The organism is Kitasatospora sp. McL0602 (assembly GCF_052076145.1).
In the GTDB taxonomy this organism is placed as follows: Bacteria; Actinomycetota; Actinomycetes; order Streptomycetales; family Streptomycetaceae; genus Kitasatospora.
The window spans coordinates 4173542-4190712 of the sequence record NZ_CP197246.1 but is presented as its reverse complement, the minus strand read 5'-3'; the positions used below and the strand labels follow the sequence as shown (position 1 = coordinate 4190712).

Annotated in this window: 15 protein-coding genes; 2 read left to right on the top strand and 13 right to left on the bottom strand. The window is 71.6% G+C overall.

The genetic code is table 11. The features are described 5' to 3' along the window. Positions 1-23: 23 nt before the first annotated feature. The 4 genes from ACR68M_RS19185 to ACR68M_RS19170 form a co-directional block, all read right to left on the bottom strand. Positions 24-842, bottom strand: coding sequence for a 4'-phosphopantetheinyl transferase family protein (locus tag ACR68M_RS19185; protein WP_441245329.1), 819 nt, complete (start codon positions 840-842; stop codon positions 24-26). A 192-nt stretch (positions 843-1034) separates the two neighbouring features. After that, positions 1035-2213, bottom strand: a complete 1179-nt coding sequence (locus ACR68M_RS19180; protein ID WP_441245328.1) for an ATP-grasp domain-containing protein — start codon at positions 2211-2213, stop codon at positions 1035-1037. A gap of 31 nt (positions 2214-2244) precedes the next feature. Continuing rightward, positions 2245-3489 (bottom strand): MFS transporter, encoded by a 1245-nt coding sequence (locus ACR68M_RS19175; RefSeq protein WP_441245327.1) that lies wholly within the window; start codon positions 3487-3489, stop codon positions 2245-2247. Further along, positions 3489-4751, bottom strand: coding sequence for an ATP-grasp domain-containing protein (locus ACR68M_RS19170; protein WP_441245326.1), 1263 nt, complete (start codon positions 4749-4751; stop codon positions 3489-3491). Before ACR68M_RS19170 ends, ACR68M_RS19175 begins: the two co-directional genes overlap by 1 nt. 180 nt (positions 4752-4931) lie before the next feature. Here ACR68M_RS19170 and ACR68M_RS19165 point away from each other — a divergent pair, with 180 nt between their 5' ends. Then, a complete protein-coding gene (locus ACR68M_RS19165; RefSeq protein ID WP_441245325.1) occupies positions 4932-5531 on the top strand; it encodes a phosphoribosylanthranilate isomerase in 600 nt (199 codons plus the stop codon). A gap of 33 nt (positions 5532-5564) precedes the next feature. Here the strand turns inward: ACR68M_RS19165 and ACR68M_RS19160 are convergent, their stop codons facing one another. From ACR68M_RS19160 to ACR68M_RS19120, 9 genes are all read right to left on the bottom strand, one after another. Next, a complete protein-coding gene (locus ACR68M_RS19160) occupies positions 5565-6794 on the bottom strand; it encodes an MFS transporter (RefSeq protein ID WP_441245324.1) in 1230 nt (409 codons plus the stop codon). Positions 6795-7051: 257 nt separating this feature from the next. Further along, positions 7052-8389, bottom strand: a complete 1338-nt coding sequence (locus ACR68M_RS19155) for an ATP-grasp domain-containing protein (protein WP_441245323.1) — start codon at positions 8387-8389, stop codon at positions 7052-7054. A gap of 77 nt (positions 8390-8466) precedes the next feature. After that, positions 8467-9105, bottom strand: coding sequence for a mycothiol-dependent nitroreductase Rv2466c family protein (locus tag ACR68M_RS19150; protein WP_441245322.1), 639 nt, complete (start codon positions 9103-9105; stop codon positions 8467-8469). A gap of 130 nt (positions 9106-9235) precedes the next feature. After that, complete coding sequence (locus tag ACR68M_RS19145) at positions 9236-10903, bottom strand: AMP-binding protein (RefSeq protein WP_441245321.1); 1668 nt, start codon at positions 10901-10903, stop codon at positions 9236-9238. Positions 10904-10980: 77 nt separating this feature from the next. Then, positions 10981-11871, bottom strand: coding sequence for a prephenate dehydrogenase/arogenate dehydrogenase family protein (locus ACR68M_RS19140; RefSeq protein ID WP_441245320.1), 891 nt, complete (start codon positions 11869-11871; stop codon positions 10981-10983). A 2-nt stretch (positions 11872-11873) separates the two neighbouring features. Beyond that, a complete protein-coding gene (pabB, locus tag ACR68M_RS19135; RefSeq protein ID WP_441245319.1) occupies positions 11874-14003 on the bottom strand; it encodes an aminodeoxychorismate synthase component I in 2130 nt (709 codons plus the stop codon). 52 nt (positions 14004-14055) lie between these two features. After that, positions 14056-14418, bottom strand: a complete 363-nt coding sequence (locus ACR68M_RS19130; protein WP_441245318.1) for a chorismate mutase family protein — start codon at positions 14416-14418, stop codon at positions 14056-14058. A gap of 209 nt (positions 14419-14627) precedes the next feature. Then, positions 14628-15698 carry a histidinol-phosphate transaminase gene (locus tag ACR68M_RS19125; protein WP_441245317.1) on the bottom strand — a complete coding sequence of 357 codons (1071 nt, stop codon included), beginning with the start codon at positions 15696-15698 and terminating at the stop codon, positions 14628-14630. Positions 15699-15808: 110 nt separating this feature from the next. Beyond that, positions 15809-16723 (bottom strand): LuxR C-terminal-related transcriptional regulator, encoded by a 915-nt coding sequence (locus ACR68M_RS19120; protein WP_441245316.1) that lies wholly within the window; start codon positions 16721-16723, stop codon positions 15809-15811. Between the two features lie 219 nt (positions 16724-16942). Between ACR68M_RS19120 and ACR68M_RS19115 the strand changes: the two genes are divergently transcribed. Continuing rightward, positions 16943-17122 carry a hypothetical protein gene (locus ACR68M_RS19115; protein ID WP_441245315.1) on the top strand — a complete coding sequence of 60 codons (180 nt, stop codon included), beginning with the start codon at positions 16943-16945 and terminating at the stop codon, positions 17120-17122. Positions 17123-17171 lie beyond the last annotated feature (49 nt).

Here is a 17171-nt window from a genome sequence, read left to right as displayed (position 1 = left end):
GATCTGGTCGGTCGGTCGGGGGTTCAGCTGGTCAAGCTGTGGTCACGAGCGTCCGCGCGGGTTCCGCGTACGCTGTTTTCGTTCCTGGTTGCCGGGGTGTACGCAGCCGGGGTGTAGGCGCGCACCACCAGCTCTCCGGCGCCCGCGGGTTCGCGGGCGATGGCGGCCCAGCGGCCGCCGCCGATGTGCAGGTCCTCCACCACCCAGGCCCCGGGGCCCGTCACGGCGGAGTGCCGGACGAACACCGGCCCGGGGAGGGCGGGTTGTACGTCGACCGAGCTGACGTCGGCCATCAGGCCGATGCCGCTCGCCTTGAGCACGGCCTCCTTGCGAGTCCAGCACCGCAGGAACTCGGCGAAGCGCCGGTCCTCGTCCGGCTGGGCTCTCAGGTGGGCGAGCTCGCTCGCGGAGAGCACCATCGGTGCCACCTGCTCCGCGTCGACGAAGTTCAATGAGGCTTCGAGGTCCACGCCGAGCTGGTAGCCCGCCGTGATCCCCAGCAGCCAGTGCGGGCCGGAGCGCGACAGGTTGTAGGTCAGCTCGCTCGGCGGCCACACCACGCACGGCGCACCGTGGTCGGTGCCGCCGCACTCGGGGCAGCGCAGCCGCCCCATCCGCAGCCGGGGAGGTGCGGTGTCCAGATAGCCGGCCAGGATCCGGCGGACGGCGACGTGCGCGCCCGCGTAGTGCCGGCCCGCCTGTTCGGCCATCTGCCGGGCCCGGTCGCGTTCGGCGACCGAGAGCACGGCGAGGTCGTCCGCGCTGAGCGGGCCGGAGGTCGTCCCGTGCCAGACATGCGTCACGCCGGCGTCGAAGACCTCCCGGCGGTCGCCAGCGTCCATCAGCCCTCTCCCTTCCTCGTGCTCCCCGGACGGGAGATCTGCCACGACCCAGCGTCGGACCGGGCCCTATCAGAGCCCTATCCGGGCCCTATCAGGCAGCTATCAGGCAGCTATACGAAGGGGGTTGGACGCACGGAGGCCCAGGTCGGATGTGCTCCGACCTGGGCCTTTGGGCGTTCCCGAAAGGGCTGCTTACCGCTGCGTGGTGATCACCAGCCGCTGCCGGACGTAGTCCAACGCCGCCTCGCGCTCCTCGGGCGAGGCGGCGTTGATCAGCACGTGGCCCATCCGCTGGTCGGAGGAGAGCAGCGGCTCGACCAGGTCGCCGACCTGCTTGCGCAGCCGGACGCGGACCACGGCCGGGTGCTCCAGCACCTCGTCCACGCCGTCGATCGCGGTGATCGTACCGGGGGTGGTGGTGGGGAAGAAGGTCGCCGCGTGCGAGACGGGCTTGGTGTTGACCAGCTCGTCCACGGGCAGGCCGAGCGCCAGCCGGAGCACCGCCTCGTAGAGGTCGAAGCCGTACGTCAGGCTGATCGCCTCGGGGATGTAGTCGCCGGGGGTGCGCACGGCGACCTCCATCAGCACCGGGACGCCGTCCGGGCCGACCCGGAACTCCAGGTGCACCAGGCCGGTGCCCATCCCGATCGCGCTCACCACGCCCCGGGTCAGCTCCGCCACCCCGGCGGCCACCGCCGGGTCGGTGAAGTCGTGGCCCGGACGGTGTGCCAGCTCGACGAAGGCGGGCGGCGGGGTGGTCGCCTTCTCGGTGACGTTCTCGAACAGCACCTCGCCGTCCCTGACCAGCGCCTCCCAGCTGAACTCCGGCCCAAAAATGGCCTGTTCGACCATCAGGCGGCCCTCGGCCGCACGCCGCGCGATCACGTCGTCGACCGCCGCCCGGTCGGCGACCAGCTCGACGCCGGTGCTGCCGCTGAGGGACAGCGGCTTGACCACCACCGGCAGGTGGTCGAGCATCCACTGCTCGGCCGCCCGCAGGTCGTCCGTCTGCAGGTACGCGGGCTGCGGGACGCCGTGCGCCGCGAAGGCGTTGCGCTGGAGCGCCTTGTTCCGAGAGATGGTGGCGGCGTGCAGCGACGGGCCGGGCAGGCCGAGCCGCTGCTGCGCCAGCGCACCGGCCAGCACGTGCGGCTCGGCGAACGCGACGATGCCGTCCGGCACCCGGTCCAGGATCGCCCGCTGCACGCCGTCCAGCCAGGTCTCCTCCAGCCCGTTGGCGATGCGGTAGTGGGGGGCACGGTCGTCGTCGGGGTTGGCCTCGACGTACCGGACGGCGAGGCCGAGCCGCAGCGCCGCGTCGAGGTAGGGGCGGCCCATCGTGCCGACGCCGACCAGCAGAATGTCCTTCATCGCGAGTTGCCTTTCTTGGGCGGTCGGGCGGTCAGTTGGTGACGGTGGCGACGGTCAGGTCGGAGCTCTGCCGCTCCAGGAGCCGCTGCACCGGGACGACCAGCAGGGCGGCCGCGCAGAACACCACCGCCAGCCCGACCCAGCCGAGCGGCCCGGCGGCGATCACCAGCCCGGTGAGCACGGCCGGCCCGGCGATCCGCTGCCCGGTGTCGCCCAGGCTGAACACGGAGAGGTAGATGCCCCGGCTCTCCTCCGGCGCGTACGCGAAGGACAGCTCCCAGCCGCCGACGGCCTGCCACAGCTCGCCGAAGGTCAGCAGCGCGCAGCCGATCACCAGCGCGGCCCCCGCCCAGAGGGCGGTGCGCCCGTGGGCGGCGGCCAGCGCCAGGCAGCTGGCGGCCAGTGCGACGCCGCCCAGGCGCAGCGCGCGGGCGGCACCGGCGGGGCTGTCCACCTTCTTGGAGAACGGCACCTGCAGTGCGATGGCGAGCAGGGTGTTGACCAGGATCAGCACCGGGACGAGCCCGGCCGGGGCCTTGGTGGCCTGCAGCGTCCAGAGCGGGATGGCGACCGAGAGGATGGTGCCGTGCAGGCTGATCACGCCGTTGAAGCCGGTCAGCACCAGGTAGCGCCAGTCCCGGAAGCCCTTGATCGCGGTCAGCGGGCTGACCTTGCGCGGCGCGGCGCCGGTGGTGAGCCGCAGCCGGGCCAGCAGCCCGGCCGCCAGCACGAACGCGGCGGCGTTGCCCAGCACGATCCCCCGGTACGCCCACGGGCTCTCGGCCGTCAGCAGCGGAGCGGCGAGCAGCGCGCCCAGCGAGAAGCCGACGTTGCGCACCGTGCGGATGATCGCCATGGTGCGGGTGCGGTCCTCGGCCTCGGTGGTGGCGGCGGCAACGGCCTGGCTCATGGCCGGAGTCGCGCCCTCGGCGGCGGCCAGGCAGGAGGCGACCACGGTGAAGCCGACCACGCCGTGCACCAGCGTCAGCCCGACGAACCAGCCGGCCCGCCAGAGTTGCAGCACGATCAGGGTGCGCTGCGGGCCGATCCGGTCGGCCACCGCGCCGATCGGCACCGTGACCAGGAAGCCCACCGCACCGGCGATGGCCAGGCCGAGACCGACCTCGGTGGTGGACAGCCCGACCGACCGGACGAAGACGATCGTCGACCCGGCCAGGAAGAGGCCGGTGCCGATCGCGCTGATCAGCGAGACGACGGCGAAGGTCCGCCCGGCCGGGCTGCTGGGCAGGTAGTCGCGCGGCGAAGGCAGCCCCATCACTCGGCCCCGTCCGTCTCGGTGGTCCGGATGTCGACCAGCCCGGCGGCGTGCTCGGCCCGGCGGGCGGCCTCGGCGGTGTCCGGCCCGGTGGCGATGACGAACCCGGCCCGCTCCCAGGAGCTGGTGGCGGCCCGCACGGTCGCCCCGGCGGCGAGGTTGAGGTGCACCTCGTACACGCCGGGGGCGGCCTCCGCCGCAGCGGCGTCGACGGCGGTGACCACTCCGGGGGGCGCGGTGACGAAGCGCACGGAGGCGCCCTGGGTGACGGGGAGTTCGGGGACGGCGCCCGCGCCGGACAGCACCTGGATCAGGTTGACCAGCACGTCGCTGTCGTAGGCCAGGTCGAGCAGGACGGTGATGCCGTCGCCGGGGAGCCGGCCCGCGCACTCGACCAGGTGCGGCCGCCCGTCCGCGAGGATCCACTCGGCGTGCAGGATGCCGCTGCGGAAGTCGACGGCGGTGGCGAGCTGTTGGATCGCCCGGCGCAGCCCGGCGACGGTGTCGGCGGGCAGGTCGGCGGGCAGCGCGTGGCCGACCTCGACGGGGTACCTGGAGTCCTGGACGCTCTTGGCCGTCACGTTCCAGAAGCCCACCACGCCCTCGTGCACCAGCGCCTCGACGCTGACCTCGGGGCCGTACAGCCGCTGCTCGACCAGGAAGCGCGCGGCGCCCTCGTACTTGGCCCGCAGCGCGGGCTCGTCGGCCTCGGTGGCGTGCGCCCAGGCGGTGGCCGAGTCGTCGGCCTCGTCGAGGAGTTGGACGCCGAGGCTGGCCTGCCGGTTGGCGGGCTTCACCACGACCTCACGCCCGTTCGCGGCCCGGAAGGCCTCCACCTCGGCCGCCGAGGTGACGGTCGCGAAGGCGGGCTGGGCTATCCCGCTGCCGTCGACGGTGCGGCGCAGCACGGCCTTGTCGCGCAGCACCCTGGCCGCCTTCGGCCCCGCCCCCGGCAGCCCCCACGCCTCCGCCAGCGCCGCCGCGATCACCACGCCGTACTCGGCGGCGGGCACCACCACCTGCACCCCAGCCGGGCGGTCCACCGCCTCGATCACCCGCTCCGGGTGCTCCTCGTCCTGTGTCGGCGCGGGCCGCAGCTCGGCCACGCAGCGCAGCCCCGCGACCTGCTCGACCGCGCCGCGCGCCTCGATGACGCCGGGCTCCTCCAGCACCAGGACGGACCGCTCCGGTAGGAACGTGTCCAGCTTGGCGAGCATCACGGGGCTGTAGCCCACCAGTACGTGTGTGACCTGCTGAGTCATCAGAGCCTCGCTCGTGGGGACGGAACGGTGGGATGGGGGTGAGCCGAGCATGCCGTGGCCCGGCCGACCGGCAACAGCACCTCGACGGTTCGGGTCTGCGCAACTGCCAAAACCCGTGAGGACGTTGCCCCGAGGGGCGCGGGTGGCCCGGCTCCGGACGGAGCCTCTAGGCTGGCGGGCATGTTCGTGAAGGTGTGCGGGGTACGCAACGAAGGTGACGTCGCGGCGGTGGTCGCGGCAGGCGCGGATGCGGTGGGCTTCCTGCTCACCGAGAGCGTCCGGCGGGTCGAGCCCGAGGTGGCGCGGCAGCTCGCCGCAGCGGTGCCGGCGCAGGTGCTGACCGTGGGTGTTGCGAGCGGCGTCCCGGCGGCCGAAGCGGGGCGGCTCGCGCTGGCGGCGGGCGTCGACGCCCTGCAGCTGCACGGCGCGTACCCGAGGGAGGCGTTCGAGGAGCTGGCCGGGCTGCCGCTGCGGCTGCTCCGGGCGACGACGCTCGACAGCGGCACCGAGCTGACCACGGGGGCGTACGGCGAGGAGATGCTGCTGCTGGACTCCCCCGTCGCGGGCTCCGGCGAGCGCTGGGACCTCGCGGTGCTCGACCAAGCCCGCCCGCAGGGGCACTGGCTGCTGGCGGGCGGCCTGACCCCGGCGAACGTCACCGCCGCCGTGCGGGCCGCCCGGCCGTGGGGCGTCGACGTGTCGAGCGGCGTCGAGTCGAGCCGCGGGGTCAAGGACCACGCCCTCATCCACGCCTTCGTCGCCGCCGCCCGCGCGGCCTGACGACCGGCCGCACCACGCCTCCCGGGGGACATCTCAGCCCTCTCCCCCGGGCACCGCCCGCTGCTCGGCGAGCGCGTCGCGGGCCCAGGTGAGCAGCGCGACGGCCATGAAGGCGCCGCCGACCGCGCAGACCCCGCCCCAGCCCGCCAGCCGGTAGGCCGCCGTGCCGGAGGCGGAGCCGAGGGCGCCGCCGACGAAGTACGAGGTCATGTAGACCGAGGCGATCCGGGCCCGTGCGACGTGGGTGAGGCTGTAGACCACGCTCATGTTGAGCAGGTGGGTGCCCTGGACGGCCATGTCCATCACCAGCACGGCGACGATGAGCCAGGCCAGGCTGCTGTGACCGGGCCACATCACGGCGAAGGAGGCGACGCCGAGGGCGGTCAGCAGGCCGGTGAGCGGCCGCTGCCAACCCGCGTCGGCGGCCCGGCCGGTGACCTTGGAGGCGATCGCGCCCGCCGCGCCGACCAGCGCGAACAGTCCGATCGCCGACTCGCCGTAGTGGTACGGCGAGCCGGAGAGCAGGAAGGCGACCGTCGCCCAGAAGGCGCCGAAGCTGCCGAAGACGCAGGCGCCGATCACCGAGCGGCGCCGCAGCACGGGTTCCGTCCGGGCCAGCTGCCAGGTCGCCCGCAGCTGGCTGCGGTACGAGATGTCGACCTCGGGTTCGGTGGCCGCCATGATCTTCGCCAGGGTGAAGGAGAAGGCGAGCGCGACCACGGCCGCGATGGCGAACATCGCCCGCCAGCCGAGCGCGCCGCCGACCAGCCCGGCGATGGTGCGGGAGAGCAGGATGCCGACCAGCACGGCGGTGAGCATCGTCGCGACCACCCGCCCGCGCTCGTGCTCGGCGGCGATCGTCGCCGCGTACGGGAGCAGGATCTGCACCACGCTGGCGCCCAGCCCGACGGCGGTGCCGGCCACCAGCAGCACCGGCAGGCCGGGTGCCAGGGCGGAGAGCACCAGGGCCGCCGCTTCGAGGCAGAGCAGCACGCAGACGAGCCTGCGGCGGCGGACGATGTCGCCGAGCGGGACGAGCAGCAGCAGGCCCAGCGCGTAGCCGATCTGGGTGGTGGTGACGAGCACGCCGGTGGAGCCGGAACTCGCGTGGTACGTCTCGGCGATCTTCGGCAGCAGCGGCTGGCAGTAGTAGAGGTTGGCCGCGCCGAGCCCGCAGGCGACGGCGAGCAGCCAGACCAGGCGGCGGGGGGCGCCGAGCGCCTCGCCGTCGGCGGGCGTCACGGGGTCGGCGATCGTCGTCATAGTGGCCTGCTCGGTGCCGGTGCTGATGCCAACTCAAGATCCCATTCTGTGACGGTTCGCGGACCTCGCGGGCCCACGCTGCTCAGCGGCTGTGGACCGGGCCGTTCCCGAACGAACTCCAGGCCTCCTCACGCTCCGCCTGGGTGGGCACTACAACCAGTACATGGCGGCGTCGCCGCGAGGGGGAGGTCGGCGGGAGTACTTCGTCACCTCTGCCCCGGGCACGCCACGGCGCGCTCCGGGGCAGGGGGGAGGTGTCAGGCCGGGTCGCCCGGCCGGGTGCGCACGGTCACGGCTGCCCGGACGCGCTGCTCCAGCTCGTCGAGGGCGGCGGCGGTCGGCGCGTCGATGACGAAGTTGCCGACGCGGTCCTCCGAGCTGAGCAGCGGGCCGAGGTAGCGGCCCTGCTCCTGCTGGACGAAGACGGCGCGCAGGGTCGGCGGGTCACCGGCCTCGCCGACCGGCACCTCGGGCCAGAGGTCGCCCTCGCCGGCCCACTGCGGGGTGATGCCGGGCCAGTCGACGGTGACGCCCTCCAGGACGCCGGGGGTGTGCTCCAGGTAGACCTGCCGGGCGTGCCGGGTGGGCGCCGGGTAGGCGGCGTCCTCGCCGAGGGCGATCCGGATGATCTCGGGCTCCAGCGGGCTGCCGGTGGCCAGGTGGTAGAGCACGGTGATGCCGTCACCGGGGGTGCGGGCGGCGACCTCCATCAGGTACGGGCGGCCCTCGGCGTCGAGGCGCCACTCGGAGTGCGTCATGCCGTCCTGGAAGTCCAGGCCGGTCAGCATCCGGTGATTGGCGTCCAGCAGCGTGTCGCGCTCGGTGCCGGGCTCGCCGGAGACGGTGTGCGCCAGCTCGACGAAGGTGCTGGCGTGCGCGTCGGTGGTCTCCTTGCGGGTGACGGAGGAGAAGATCACCTTGCCGCGCTGGATCAGGCTCTCGACCGAGTACTCCTGGCCGATGATCTTCTGCTCGACCAGGATGGTCTCGTGCTCCGGGTAGCCCATGAGCAGTTCGAGCAGCGTGGCCTCGTCCTCGACCGTCTCGACGCCCGAACTCGAGTGCCGGGTGGCCGGCTTGATCACGGCCGGGTAGCTGACACCGGCCGGGTCGAAGGCCTCCCGGGCACCGGCCGGGACGACCACCGCGGCGGGGCTGAACTCCGGGAGGTAGAAGCGCTGGAGGTACTTGCTGCGGCAGGCCCGGGAGGCCCGCAGGCCCGGCGAGGGCAGGCCGAGCGCGTCGGCGACGATCCCGGTCGGCTCGACCAGGGTCTCGCCCGCGGCGTAGATGCCGACGACGGTGTACTGCTCCCGCCAGGCCTGCACGGCCGCGACGACACCGGAGTTGAACGAGCCGTCCACGTCGACCGAGCCCTCGACGAAGGCGATGTCGTCGATCACGGAGGCCGGGTGCGCCGGGTCGGCCGTCCCCGCGACGGCCTGCTCGCGCCAGACCGAGCCGGTGATCAGCAGGACCTTGAGGCCGCGCCGGGAGAGCTCCCGCAGATAGAGCGGCGCCCGGCAGATCGCCAGGAACGATCCGGTGAGTATGAATGCTTCCGGCTTCGCCGCCGGGGCGGAGGTGTCGCCCATGCCGTTCGCCCCTTTCCGGGGAAGTGCGCGCGCGGGCCGTCGACCCGGAGGTGTCCGGCCCGCGCGCGGGAGCCTTGTCAGTTGAAGTCGAGCTTGCCGGTACGCGTGCGCTTCAGCTCGAAGAAGTGCGGGTACCGCGCCAGGGCCAGCGCGCCGTCGAAGATCTTGACGGCGTCCTCACCGCGCGGGATGACGTTCAGCACCGGGCCGAAGAACGCGACACCGTCCAGGTGGATGGTCGGCGTGCCGACGTCGTCGCCGACCGGGTCCATGCCCTCGTGGTGACTCCTGCGGATCTCGGCGTCGTACTCGGTGCTCTCCGCCGCCTTCAGCAGGTGCTCGGGCAGGCCGAGCGCCTCCAGCGCCTCCTTGGCCACCGCGAGGTAGTCCTTGTTGCCACCAGGGTGGATGCGGTTGCCGAGCTCGGTGTAGAGATCGCGCAGGACTCCGTCACCTTGGTGCCGGGCGGCGGCCGCGACGACCCGGATCAGGCCCCAGGAGTTGTCGATCAGCTCGCGGTACCAGTCCGGCACCTCGCGGCCTTCGTTCAGGACGTACAGGCTCATGATGCGGAACCTGACGTCGACGTCGCGGAGCTGCTCGACTTCGAGTATCCAGCGGGAGGTGATCCAGGCGAACGGGCAGGCCGGGTCGAAGTAGAAGTCGACCCGGGGGGTGTCCTCGGTGCTCTTCGCCAGGGTGGTGTTCTCGGTCATGCAGACATCTCCACTATGGTCGATCCACTGTCCGTCGGCAGGCCCGAGCCGGGCCCGCCGGATGGCCGGCGACCGCTTAACAAGCGGTCCACCGGCCATCCTTGAGTGTAAAACGGGGTTCCGCCAGATCTCAGAAGCTGGCGGCGATCTTCTTGCCGGCCGCGTCGGCGACGTAGTCGGTCAGCGAGGCGTACTTGTCGCGCAGCTCGCGCTTGAGCACCTTGCCGGTCACGCCGACCGGGAAGTCGTGCTCGTCGCTGACGATCTCCAGGAAGCCCAGCTCCTGGTGACCGGCCGCCTTGAGCGCCTCGTTCGCCAGGGCGAAGACCTTGTCCGCGCTCAGGTCCTCGGAGACGGTGACCACGCCGACCGGCACGGTCTTCCCGCCGGCCCGGCCGGCCAGCACCGCCGCGTCCTCGATGCCGGGGACGTCGAGCAGCAGGACCTCCTCCATGTGCACCGAGTAGGCGGTGCCGTGCTCGGTCTCGATGGCGTCCACCGCGCGGTCGACCAGGAAGTGGTCACCGTGCTCGTCGCGGTAGGCCATGTCGCCGGTCAGCCAGAAGCCGTTCAGCTTGAAGCTGTAGGTGGTGGCCGAGTCGTTCCAGTAACCGGGCGTGATGGCCGGGCCCTTGGCGGCGAGGAAGCCGATCTCGCGGTCCTCCGCGACACTGCCGTCCTTGCGCAGGATGGCGACCTCGGCGACACCGACCGGCTTGCCCGCGCAGCGGTCGTTGCGCTCGGACTCCAGCGTCCGGGCCTTCAGCAGCACGCCCCAGCCCAGCTCGGTGGTGCCCAGGCGGTCCAGGAACTGGGCCGGCGTACGACTCGCGCTGCGCTGCTCAAGCACCTTGGTGATGTGCGCCTGGTGCAGCGCGTCACCGATCGAGATCCAGACGTTGACCGAGTCGATGGTGCCCGCCGGGAGCTCCAGCGCGGCCATCTCGGTGTAGCCGTGCGCGAAGGACATCACCGAGGTCGGCTGGTACTTCTCGACGGCGGCGGCCAACTCCTCACCGCTGCCGTCCCGCAGGGCGACCAGCGGGGTGCCGCCGAGCACCGCGTAGACGGTGTACGCGACGCAGCCCAGGTGCGACTGCGGCAGCGCCGTCATCATCAGGCCGCCCGCGGGCTCCTTGTGGTCGACCAGGCGGAACTTCGGGCCCGCCGCGATCGACTCGTGGGTGTGGATGGTGGGCTTCGGGCGGCCGGTGGTGCCCGAGGAGTGCAGGATGGTGACCGGGTCGGAGGGCGAGTGCTTCCAGTACGCCTTCTCCGGCAGGGTGGCCTTCGGCGGGGCGGGCAGCTCGTCCTCGGCCTGGGTCCAGAGCAGGCTGGTGAGCTTGCCGAGCGCGTCGCCCAGCTCGTCCAGCCGGCCGCGGGAGGCGTACAGGCCGACCGGGCCGGTCTGCTCGATCAGCGAACTCGCGATGAACTGCGAGGCATTGGAGTTGAGCAGGACGGCGATGGCACCGATCTGGGCCAGCGCGTAGAAGTGCACGTGGTAGGCGAAGGAGTCGTCGATGAAGATCGCGACGCGGTCGCCCTTCTGCACGCCCTTGGCCAGGTACCAGACCGACCAGCTCTGGGCCAGCTCGTCGATCTCGACCAGGCTGAAGTCGTACTGCGGCTGCCCGTCGGTGTTGACCACCGGGCGCGGCGAGTGGACGAAGGCCAGCTCCGGGTGCGGGTTGGCCGCGATGGCCGAGCGGAGCAGGTTGCCGCCGCCGACGGTGGTGTCCTCGGCCAGCTTCACGCGCTGGTCGGGGCTCAGGACGGTGAGGGCGAACTCGGACATGGTGGTTACCTTCCGGGATGCGTGGGGCTGATCGGCAAGTTCGGCACGTTCGGTAAATTCGGTACGTTCGGGGTGCTTCACGTGTGCGCCTCGAAGATCCGGGCACAGGTGTCGCGGTAGTGGTCGAGCTCGGGGCCCAGGAACCCCTTCAGGCGGCCGAGAAGGTGCTCGAAGCCCGTCTCGTCACCTGCTTCGACGAGGTCGGCGACCCGGCGGATCGAGGCCGCCAACCCGCTGCGCGCCGAAGGGGCCTGCGGGTTGGCCGACTGGACGTCCCAGTAGACCTCGGGGGTGCCGCCCGCGATCCGGGCCAGCAGGGCGAGCAGGGTGTCGTGCGGCGGGGGCGCCACCGCACGCAACTCGCCGATGGTGATGTCGAGTTCGGTGAGTGCCAGGCCGAAGGAGAGCACCGTGGCGTGGGTCAGGGCCTGGGTGGCGGCGGCGAGCCGGTCGTGCTCCCGCTCGGTCACCTCGACCACCTTGCCCTGCCAGCTCTCCACCAGCCCGATCAACTCCCGTACCAGTGGGCCGTCCTGGACGACAACGGCGGCCACCGGGCGGCCACCGAAGCCGAGCGACGGGGCGAACATCGGGTTGAGGCTGAGCGCCTCGACCTTCGGCGCCTGGTCCCGGATAGCCGCCACCACCGACTGCTTGACCGACAGGGTGTCGACCAGCAGTGCGCCTTCGCGCATCGCGGCCGCCACGCCCTTGACGGCGGCCAGCGCCACCGGCTCCGGCACGGCGAGCACCACCAGGTCGGCGGCGGCGAGCACGGCGGCCAGCTCCGGGCCGATGTCGGTGATGTCGCCCCGCAGTTGGCGGACGCCTTCCGGGGCCCGGCCGGTGTCCACGACGGTCACCGCCCGGCCCGAGCGGAGCAGCGAGTCGGCGAACAGGGCGCCGACCGCGCCGGCCCCGCCGACGACGACGCAGCTGTGCAGCTGCGAGGAGGGTGCAGTGGTCACGACTACCGTGCCTCGACCGGGAATTCGGCGGTGGCCAGGAAGGCGGAGACCATCGCACGGGACTTGACGACCGTCTCCTGCCACTCCTCGTCCTTGTCGGACAGGGCGATGATGGCCCCGCCGACCCCGAAGGTGGTGCGGTCCTTGGTCGCGACCAGGGTGCGGATGATGATGCTCAGGTCGGCCGCGCCGCCCAGCGAGAACCAGCCGGCCGAGCCGGAGTAGATGCCGCGCGCACCCTCCTCCAGCCGGTCGATGATCTGCATCGTCCTGACCTTCGGCGCACCCGTCATCGAGCCGCCGGGGAAGGCCGCCCGGACGGCACTGACGGCCGACTCCTCGGCCCGCAGCACACCCCGGATGGTGGAGACCAGCTGGTGCACGGGTGCGTACGTCTCCACGTGGAAGAGCTTGGGCACGTGCACCGAGCCGACCTCGGAGACGATGTTGAGGTCGTTCCGGAGCAGGTCCACGATCATCAGGTTCTCGGCGCGGTCCTTCTCCTGGCTGAGCAGGTCGAGCCGCAGCGCCTCGTCCTCGGCCGGGGTCGCGCCGCGCGGGCGGGTGCCCTTGATCGGCTTGGACTCCGCGACCCGGTCGGTGCCGACCGTCAGGAACCGCTCGGGCGAGGCGCTGAGCACCGCGACCTCGGGGAAGTTGAAGTACGCGCCGTACGGCACCGGGCTGATCCGGCGCATGTGCGCGTAGGTGCGCAGCGGGTCGATCCGGCCGTGCAGGCTGACGGTGTTGGTCAGGCAGACCTCGTACGACTCGCCGTTGCGGATCTCGACGTGGCAGTCGTCGATCCGGGAGAGGTAGCCGGCCTCGTCGTGCTGGAAGCTGATCTTCTCCGCCAGCGACGGGTCGGTCATGCCGACGCCCTCGAAGGTCGCGGACAGCTCCGGCCAGGTGGCGAACTCGGCGGGCGGGTTGACCGCCAGATCGGCCAGCCGGTCACCGACCCGGTCCAGCCAGGCGAGCGCCGAGGCGTCGTCGCCGTCCTTGGAGAGCGCCAGCACGTAGGAGGTCTTCTCCTGGTGGTCGAAGGCGATCATCCGGTCGGCGAAGACCAGCGAGGCGTCCGGCGTCTCCGCCTTGTGCCGGAGGTCGCCGCCCGTCTCCGCCTTCAGCTCGTAGCCGAGATATCCGACGTAGCCGAGGTTGAAGTCGAAGGGCAGGCCCTCCGGGACGGCGGTGGCGCGGGCGGAGATCTGCTCCTGGAGGTAGTCGAAGAACGGCTTCTCGACGATTTCCTGGCTGCTCCCCGGGCGCTTGACGCTGACCGCGCCGTCGAGCGTGCTGTAGGTGAGGTACTCGGCGAGCGGGCCGTCGGCGTCGCCCATGAAGGAGAACCGCGACATGCCCTCGACGACATTGCTGCTGTCGAGCCAGAAGGCGTGCTCGGAATCCGCGTAGAACTCGCGGAACACGGCCTCGCGGCAGGGCAGTGCGGGCACCTTGCGGACGTGCACGTCGTACGCCGAGGTCTCCGGCTGTACGACCGGGCGCGGGGCCCCGGCGACGGAGTAGTCGACGGGAATCCGCTCGCCGCGCGGCGCCTGCCCGAGGGCGAGGTCACGGAAGTTGGCGAGCAGTTCGCGGCCGAACTCGCTGCTGATCGACTCGGGGTGGAACTGCACGCCCCAGATCGGGCGGGTGCGGTGCCGCACGCCCATCAGGATTCCGTCGGTCGTCCAGGCCGTCTCCTCCAGCTCCGCGGGGATGTCGGCGCCGACCAGCGAGTGGTAGCGGACGACGGTGTACGGGCTGGGGATGCCGGTGAAGAGGTCGGTGCCGTCGTGCGTGACGAGGGCCTCGCGGCCGTGCATCGGCTCCGGGGCGTGGGTGACGGTGCCGCCGAAGAGGTGCACGATGCCCTGGTGGCCCAGGCAGACGCCGAGCACCGGCAGTCCGCTCTCCAGGATGGCGCGGGCGCTGATGCCGAAGTCCTCGGCGCGGTCCGGACGGCCGGGGCCGGGCGAGATGACGATGGCGTCGAACTCGTCGAGGTCGATCGCGGACCAGTCGGCGCCGTGGCGCACGACGACTGGCGGACGACCGTTGACCTCACCGAGCAACTGGTACAAGTTGTAGGTAAAAGAATCGTAGTTGTCGATCAGAAGTGTGCGCATGAGGGCCCGTTCCTTCTCCGGAGCGATTCGTGGGGAGCGTTCCGGATGTCGTTCATCGGTTCGTGTCGGTGACTGCGGCTCCGGCGGGCGCCGACGGGCCGTCGATGATGAGGTCCTCGACCCGGCAGGTCTCCGCGATGATGAGTTCGTAGAGCCCGCGCAGGAAAGTCCCGCTCATCCCGTGCGTCTCGGCGTACTGCGCGGCGCGTTCCTGCACGATGCCGATCCGGTGCGGCTGCATCATCGGCACGTCGTGCTCGCGCTTCACGTGGGCGATCTCGATACAGATCTCCAGCCTGGCGCGGAGTTCGTCGAGCAGTCGCCGGTCGATGCCGTCGAGGGTCGTTCGCAGCGATTCGAGGAGTTCCGAACCGGTCCGGTCGAGTTGACCGGATGCGGGCGGCGTGCGGGGCATGGGAAATTCCTCCGGTGCCGGCGTGGAGAGGATTCTTGTTCGATGCCAAGACTCTGCCGCCGCTGGACGGGGAAGAAAAGGGGCTCGATGGTTCGGGTCAGCGCAGTACAGAAACACGAGGGGAGAAACCCGGGGGGCGGCGCACCGAACGCCGCGCAGGCCCTGCCGGTCACCCGACGGGCAGGGCCTGCCAGGCTGTTGACGCTGCGTCAGCTGGCGAGCCGGGCGGCGACACCGAGCACCAGGTCGTTCGCCTCGGGGGCGCCGACGGTGATGCGCACGCCCTCCCCCGGGAAGGTGCGTACCCCCACGCCGACCGCGCTACACGCCGCCCCGAAGGCCTCCGACTCTTCGAGCAGCGGCAGCCAGAGGAAGTTGGCCTCCGTCTCGGGCACCGTCCACCCGGTGGCGCGCAGGCCCGCCACGAGCCGCCCGCGCTCCTTGACCAGCTCCTCGACCCGGGCCATCAACTCCGCCTCGGCGCCCAGTGAGGCGACGGCCGCGGCCTGCGCCAGGCCGTTGATCCCGAACGGCGTGCCCTGCCCGCGCAGCGCGGCCGCGACGGGCTCGTTCGCGACGGCGTAGCCGACCCGCAGGCCCGCCAGCCCGTACGCCTTCGAGAAGGTCCGCAGCACCGCGACGTTCGGCCGGTCGCGGTAGAGCTCGATGCCGTCCGGCACCTCTGCGTCGCGGACGAACTCGCGGTACGCCTCGTCCAGCACGACGGTGACCCGCTCCGGCACCCGGTCGAGGAAGCGCTCCAGCTCGGCCCGCCGCACCACCGTGCCGGTGGGGTTGTTGGGGTTGCAGACGAAGACCAGCCGCGTCCGCTCCGTGACGGCCCCGGCGAGCGCGTCGAGGTCGAAGGTGTGCGCCCGCAGCGGCACCTGCACCGGCTCGGCGCCGGAGGCCCGGGTCAGGTGCGGGTACGCCTCGAACGACGGCCAGCCGTACGCTACTTCCCTGCCTGGCGCTTCCTCGCCCGCGCCGGCTGCCGAACGGACGAATTGCTGAATCAGACCGACCGACCCGACGCCGAGCGCAATGTGTTCGGCGGGCACGGCGAGACGCTCGGCCAGGCTTGCCGTCAACTCGCGGCAGAAGCGGTCCGGGTAGCGCTGCAGCCGCTCACCTGCGGCGCGCACGACCTCCAATACCGACGGCAGCGGAGCATAGGCGTTCTCGTTCGCGGAAAGGTCGTGAATTGTCGTCAACGCGGGCACCTCGTCATTTCTCTTGGGACGGCCCCGAGTGGGGAGATACACGGATGGATAAGACATAAGGAACCGCGCGGGGTGCACCGGAACTCGGCGGTCCGAATGGTGGACACTCCGTCAGCTCGACGGCCTGTCCGGCCGGCCGGCCCTCCGCCCAGCCGGACATGCGCACGTCAGCAGGCCCGGACGGGGGTGTTCAGGTCGGCCAGGTCGTCGAAGCCGGCCATGTCCCGCCGCTGGTCGCCGCTGCAGGCCATCATGTAGCCGAGCTGGAAGCGGTGTTGAGCGCCGAACTCCTCCTTCAACCGAGCCACGTGGGACTGCAGGGAGCGCTGGCTCAGGCCGAGCCGGCGGGCGATCTCACGGTCCGAGCGGCCCTCGACCAGCAGCTTGCAGATGGCCAGCCGGACGGCCGGCATCACCTCCATGGCCGCCTGGGTGGCGGAGGTCGGGTAGAACGGGAAGCGGGCGGCGCGGTCCCACGCCCGGTCGAAGGTGTCCGCCAGGAAGCGCACCACCGCGAGGTCGGTGACCTTCGTCGCCCGGGTCTTGTCCTCGTTCGCGGGGATGAAGGCGGTGGCCCGGTCGATGATGATCACCCGGTCGAAGAACTCGGGGAGGGTGCGGACCTGTGCACCGAGCCTGGTCACGGCCCGGACGTAGTCCTTGGTCGCCTCGTCGAAGCGGGTACTGTGCTGGTAGAGCGTCCGCATCGAGACCTGCCGGTCCAGCAGCGCACGCACCGCCTCCAGGGCGTCGGCGAGCACCGGGCCGGGGCGGGGGCCGTCGGGCTGCGCCGTCAGCACCTCGAATCTGACAGTGTCGAGTGCTTTCTTTATCTCGTTGTTGATTTCTGGTAGCCCTTGCAGGTGCCGGACGGATGGAATCTGCCCGTCCCCCTGGAACTCGCCGCGCGCCTCTTCTCTCGGCTGCGCGGGCGCCGCCGCACCGGCCGCCGGGAGGGGAGGAGCCGCTTCGAGCTCGGCAGCGTGGTCAACGCGTCGGGAGAGGTCGGCGAGGGCATTGGCGATGTCGCGGAGCGAGCCGCCAGAGATGTCCGATTCTTGCCGGTTTGCGTTCACTTGCATACCTCGCTTCCTGGAAGGTGCGGTAATCCGAACCACGGTAGATCTTTCGCTCCGCGATGGGGAGGGGGATCGTTGACCGGGCAGCCAGGGACACATTCGCAGACGTTCCACGGTATACGGATTACAGCTTCCGCTTTCTGTCGCTGGCAGCATCGTCGCAGGTCAGCCCGGGGAAGATGGCCGCCTCCGGGGCCAGCTCGCAACCGAGGAGTAGGTTTCATGAATCAGGGAATCGCCGTCCAGGCCCGCCCCGCGACCATCACCACCGGAATTCTCGCGCCCCTTCTCGTCGGCCTGCTGGCATTCGTCGGCGCCTGGGCCTCATCCGGAGTCTCCGCCGACCCGCACACCCAGGACCGCGCCGATGTCGGCTGGAATGCGGTCAGCGCCAAGGCCTGAAAATCCGGCCCGGAAATCACCGGACTGACGGGCAGCAGTCCCGGACTGC